4 protein-coding genes and 1 pseudogene are annotated in these 5,279 nt (G+C 43.2%); 1 reads left to right on the top strand and 4 read right to left on the bottom strand.

The window, feature by feature from the left end; genetic code table 11:
• The 3 genes and pseudogenes from B4K20_RS04105 to B4K20_RS04095 form a co-directional block, all read right to left on the bottom strand.
• Nucleotides 1–219, bottom strand: a pseudogene (locus tag B4K20_RS04105) (NADH-quinone oxidoreductase subunit C); the annotation flags it as partial.
• Between the two features lie 12 nt (nucleotides 220–231).
• On the bottom strand, nucleotides 232–717 hold the full coding sequence (locus B4K20_RS04100) for a NuoB/complex I 20 kDa subunit family protein (RefSeq protein ID WP_289281994.1): 486 nt from the start codon (nucleotides 715–717) through the stop codon (nucleotides 232–234).
• On the bottom strand, nucleotides 708–1,064 hold the full coding sequence (locus B4K20_RS04095; RefSeq protein ID WP_007146561.1) for an NADH-quinone oxidoreductase subunit A: 357 nt from the start codon (nucleotides 1,062–1,064) through the stop codon (nucleotides 708–710). Before B4K20_RS04095 ends, B4K20_RS04100 begins: the two co-directional genes overlap by 10 nt.
• Before the next feature lie 295 nt (nucleotides 1,065–1,359).
• Between B4K20_RS04095 and B4K20_RS04090 the strand changes: the two genes are divergently transcribed.
• Nucleotides 1,360–3,993 (top strand): PAS domain S-box protein, encoded by a 2,634-nt coding sequence (locus tag B4K20_RS04090; RefSeq protein ID WP_289281993.1) that lies wholly within the window; start codon nucleotides 1,360–1,362, stop codon nucleotides 3,991–3,993.
• A 37-nt stretch (nucleotides 3,994–4,030) separates the two neighbouring features.
• Here the strand turns inward: B4K20_RS04090 and B4K20_RS04085 are convergent, their stop codons facing one another.
• Nucleotides 4,031–5,161 (bottom strand): phosphomannomutase, encoded by a 1,131-nt coding sequence (locus B4K20_RS04085; protein WP_289281992.1) that lies wholly within the window; start codon nucleotides 5,159–5,161, stop codon nucleotides 4,031–4,033.
• Nucleotides 5,162–5,279: the final 118 nt, after the last annotated feature.

Raw genomic sequence — 5,279 nt, 5'->3', positions numbered from 1 at the left:
CGATTGTTTAGTTTCCCAACTACTCCCGCCATACTCTGAGTAATCTACACCGGCCAAGTCCATCAACTGTTCAAATTGATAGTCATCTCGTAAGGTCGTACAAACCTCAATAATGTGTTCAGCCCCCACATGCAAAGTAATTTCATCTCGAACCAGCTCACAATCGAGTAACGCATCTGAAAAATTCTGTTCTAGTTTGGCTTTTAAGGTTTGCATCATAAAAACAGGTCGCTATGAGGTTTGTCTGGCTATGGTGTTAGTACGATGAATTTTTTTCTGCAGCTGTAATATGCCATACAGTAAAGCTTCAGCCGTTGGTGGACAGCCTGGCACATAGATATCGACGGGGACAATCCGATCGCAGCCACGAACAACGGAATAAGAATAATGATAATAACCACCGCCGTTGGCACAGGAGCCCATTGAAATAACCCAGCGTGGTTCAGACATCTGGTCATAGACTTTACGCAAGGCAGGTGCCATTTTGTTGACCAGCGTGCCAGCCACAATCATCACATCCGATTGTCGCGGACTGCCTCTGAATACAATGCCAAATCTATCCAAATCGTAACGTGCCGCCCCGGCATGCATCATTTCTACTGCACAACAGGCCAGACCAAATGTCATTGGCCATAAAGATCCGGTTCTTGCCCAGTTAATGAGTTTGTCAGCCGATGTGGTGACAACGCCTTTTTCGAGAACACCTTCTATTCCCACTCCAGCGCTCCTTTTTTCCATTCATATACAAACCCAACTACCAAAATGCCTAAAAATAGGAACATGGCCAAGAGACCAAACACACCGATCTCATCTAAAACAATGGCCCATGGAAAAAGGAATGCAATTTCTAAATCGAAAATGATGAAAAGAATAGCAACAAGATAATAACGAACATCAAACTTCATGTGGGCATCTTCAAAAGGCTCGAATCCACATTCATAGGCTGATCGTTTTTCACTGTCAGGATGCCGAGGCCCCAATACAAAGCCGGCCAGCAATGGCAGAACACCAAAACCGATGCCGATGATGATAAACAACAAAATCGGGAGATAATTCTCCAGCATGCTGTGCTTCCTTCGGATGTCTCGACAATTCAGCATGAGGGACTCGCGTCTCTGCTCATGCCCCTGACTACATTCTTAAATATTTGATGTAATCATCATCCTCGATACTACACACTAAAAACGTCAATGAGAAGTCACAATATGCGTTAAATCATGATTTTGAGAACGGCTTTAATACTGGACAGGATAGGAATGTTTGTGCTCGAATAGCCGCTGCTTTAAATTTGGTTGATTATGCCAACAAAATGGCATTGACACTTTCATAATAAAAAAATAGAAAGGTGCATCATTTCAGGTGAGTAAGAGTAAGTGGTTAAGTAAACCTGTTGTGGTTGCCATCGTTATTTTATTAGTCGCAGTGATAACAGCCACTGTGGCTGCGTCTCATCTGTTTTCCTTGATTCAGGAAGACGTGACTACACGCCTCAATACCGCACTGACCACATCCATCAATCGCGTTAAACAGTCCTACACCAATCATCAACGTAACAGCCTCTACTGGGCAGAAAACACCGTTATTCAGCAGATTGCTTTATTAGCGAATAAGCAGGATAACAAAGTGATGCAACAAGATTTATATCGACTTGTTGATGGCAACATCAAAGCGATATTGAGTAATGAAGGTTACCTTGACTACAAGCTGTTCACAACGCATGGCGACATGATTTTATCGGGAGTGAGTGGCTTTGCAAACGAAGGACATCAAGTCCGACTTCCTCTCAACATCCGTACGGATTTACCGACAAACACAGTCTACACGTCCCCCCCTTTTATGCCTTCAAGCTCATGGCAGGAAACACTTGGGCAGAATTACCCCACGCCAACTATGCTTTTTATTGCTCCCGTTCATGATTGGGCTGGAAAAACAGTTGCTTTTTTTGCTTTCGAAATCGATCCCGACAAGATTTTCAACCCTGCTTTTCATGAAAACCAAGTGGGGCAAACAGGCCAAGCCTACGCAATAGATGAACATGGGCGAATGCTCACTCAAAGTAAGTTTACTAAGCAGCTTATCCAAGCTGGATTAATTGATGCCGCTCATCCATTAAGCGAATTGGCACTGGAAGTGCGAGATCCCGGCGTCAATCTCTTAAGCTCTGAGAAAAAACAAGTTGCTGCCAATGCTCCACTCACACTGATGGCGAAATCATTGACCCAACACCAGACGGGTGTAAGTCTGAAAGGATATCGTGATTATCGCGGTATCAAAGTCATCGGTAGCTGGCGCTGGGATGACCATCTGAATATGGGAATCGTGACGGAAACAGAAGTCGCCGAAGTTTATAAACTCTATCGTTCCTTATTATTCAGTGTGGTTATCAGCATCGTATTTGTGATTTTCATGACGGCATTTGGTACCTATTTCTACCGCCGCTCGACGCAACAACGCATTGCCTCACTACAACAACGTGATGCCATCATAAAACAGACTGATGATGGCTTTGTCACTATTGATGATGTTGGAAAAATCACCATGGTGAACCCCGCTGTCTGTCTGTTATTTGGTTATCAGGAAGCGGAACTTATCGGTCAACCAGTTTCTATTCTGATAGATAAAAATGAACGACATAAACATGATAGTTATCTTAAGCATGCCAACATTCATGAGCCTAAAATCATACACAGAACGCGTTCTTTATCTGCCACCAGAAAAGACGGCACCGAATTTCCCATTGAACTTAACATCAGTCCGATGCAATTTGGCCATCGGAAATTCTATATTGGTGTAATTCGGGATATTTCAGAACGTCACCAATATCAGCAAGAGTTAATCAAGGCCATGCAACAGGCCAAGCACGCTAATGAAGCAAAAAGTGAATTTCTAGCAAAAATGAGTCATGAACTTCGCACACCACTCAATGCCATCATTGGTTTCTCGCAGCTCTTACAGCTAGATAATCTAAATGAAGATCAACGTGAATCGGTCAGCATGATCGAGAATTCAGGAAATCATCTACTCTCACTGATTAATGACATACTGGACTTATCACGTATTGAAAGCGGCCATATGTCAGTCTCAGTGGAAGATGTGCAATTAAAACCGCTTATTGATGACCTTATTCCCTTTATTCAAACTCAAATTCAGTCTTTAAATCTGCATATTGAAGAGTCATATCCAGCCAATATTTCATCTTTATTTGTGAAAGCCGATCACATTAAACTCAAACAGGTGTTACTCAATCTTTTATCTAACGCGGCCAAATACAACAAACCGAATGGCAAAATTAAGATTATTATAAGCAGTACTTATAAATCCTCTCTTCGTATTGCTATCCAGGATACCGGCTACGGCATTGATGAAAAATTACAACGTCGCCTGTTTGAACCTTTCGATCGTCTTGATAAAGATAACTCAGGTATACAGGGCACAGGTATCGGTTTAGTCATCAGCCGAGAGCTGATTAAACTTATGAACGGACGCTTTGGCTTTGAAAGTGAGCAAGACAAAGGCGCCACATTTTGGATTGAACTGCAACGTTCCAAGGTGACAAACGGCTCTCTATTATCATCTGAACATCACGAACCAGAACAAATGGAGGATGACTCCAAGGAGCACGTCAAAATCTTATGTATTGAAGATAACCCAACTAATCTCAATTTGATTAAAAGAGTCTTTAGACAATATATTCAGTTTGACCTTATCGCTGCTAGCGATGCTGAAACAGGCTTGGAATTAGCCAGACAATATGAACCAGCAGTCATTCTGATGGATATTAACTTACCGGGGATGAACGGTTTTGAGGCATTAGAAGCCCTCAAACGTTCGGCGATCACCCGTGACATCAAAACGATTGCACTGAGCGCGAATGCCATGCCTCATGATATTGATAAAGGGTTGAAGGCGGGTTTCGATTATTATCTGACTAAGCCAGTCAACTTTGAATTATTAATTGAGACCATTAACCGGGCATTGGAGAGACCTCTCTGACCCAGGAACCGTCAACTTCTAGATAGACAGACTTTTGTTAAACAGACTCAGACCAGTCACTCATCGCTTTCAGAGCAAGCTGATTCAGCTCTATGGCTCGTTCTTCACGACTAGCTTCAGTGTAACAACGTAATTCAGGTGCATTACCTGAAGGCCTGACATGAATGATTTCATCATCTGCAAAAGATAGTCTGACACCATCAGTGGTATCCACTGCTTTGATCTCGCCCATAAAAGGAAACAACTGTTGTACCTGCATGCTATTAATCTGCTTATCCACGATTAACGTATCCATCAATAAACGGCTTTTTTCCAATGCGAAGTTTTTCAGGCGATCGCTGCTGGTATAAATCGCAGGCATCGATGCATTCAGTTCAGAGACTGTCTGTTGCCTTTGTTTTGCCAGTAATAAGACACTTAAAATCACAATGATGGCATCACGTGTTGGTAGTGGACTTAGAGTTTTTCCTGATAGCTCAATGGCTGATTGCTGCAGAAATCCACCATTCGCTTCATATCCCACCACACCTTTTTCAGGCGAGTTTGTAGCCGCTGTTTGCATGGCTGCTATCACATAGGGTGAGCCGATTCGTGTTCGCAACACCTGTTCAAAAAAGTCGGCGTTCACGCAAGAGTTACTACTGACAGGCGTAACCACGATATCCGCCCTCAGGTAGAGCGCGGTTAATAAGCCGACAATATCACCTCTGAGCCAGCGTCCATGTTCATCACTGATCAAAGGTCGATCACTATCCCCGTCTGTTGACACAATCGCATCCAAAGCCTGTTCGCTTGCCCACTGTTGAGCAAGTTCGACATCTTCAGGCCGAATGGCTTCAGTATCTACTGATACAAACTGCTCACTCCTGCCTAGACTAATTGTGTTAGCCCCAAGTGCAGACAAGATTTGTTGCAGCACATCTCGACCCACAGCAGAATGCTGATATACACCCACCGTCATGCCTGCCAAACAATTATCAGGTAAAAACTGAGTAAAGCGCTCTATGTAGTGTTTTTGAGCAGAGAAAGATGGCTCAGTTAACACAGCATCTTGTTTGATAAATGCACCATGGTCATCAAACAGCTCATCCGGAATATCAACCCATTGTTGTTTGATGGCTTGCTCATCAGCCTGAAGTATTTCACCTATTGGCAAATTAAACTTCATTCCATTTCGATCATCAGGAATGTGGCTTCCGGTAACCATAATGGTCGCCATATGATGTTGAATTCCGTACAAGGCGACTCAGAACGCGTACCGACGGCTTCAAGTTGTTGTTTAGCAG

This window comes from Methylophaga sp. UBA5088 (assembly GCF_002414625.1).
GTDB classification, from domain to species: domain Bacteria; phylum Pseudomonadota; class Gammaproteobacteria; order Nitrosococcales; family Methylophagaceae; genus Methylophaga; species Methylophaga marina.
Note: the sequence above shows the minus strand (reverse complement) of the source record. Positions and strands in the feature narration are given on the sequence as shown.

What these genes read in the sequence shown, in the direction of transcription:
- B4K20_RS04085 (WP_289281992.1), bottom strand. Translation starts at nt 5,161, where the DNA reads ATGAAGTTTAATTTGCCAATAGGTGAAATACTTCAGGCTGATGAGCAA.
- B4K20_RS04095 (WP_007146561.1), bottom strand. Translation starts at nt 1,064, where the DNA reads ATGCTGGAGAATTATCTCCCGATTTTGTTGTTTATCATCATCGGCATC.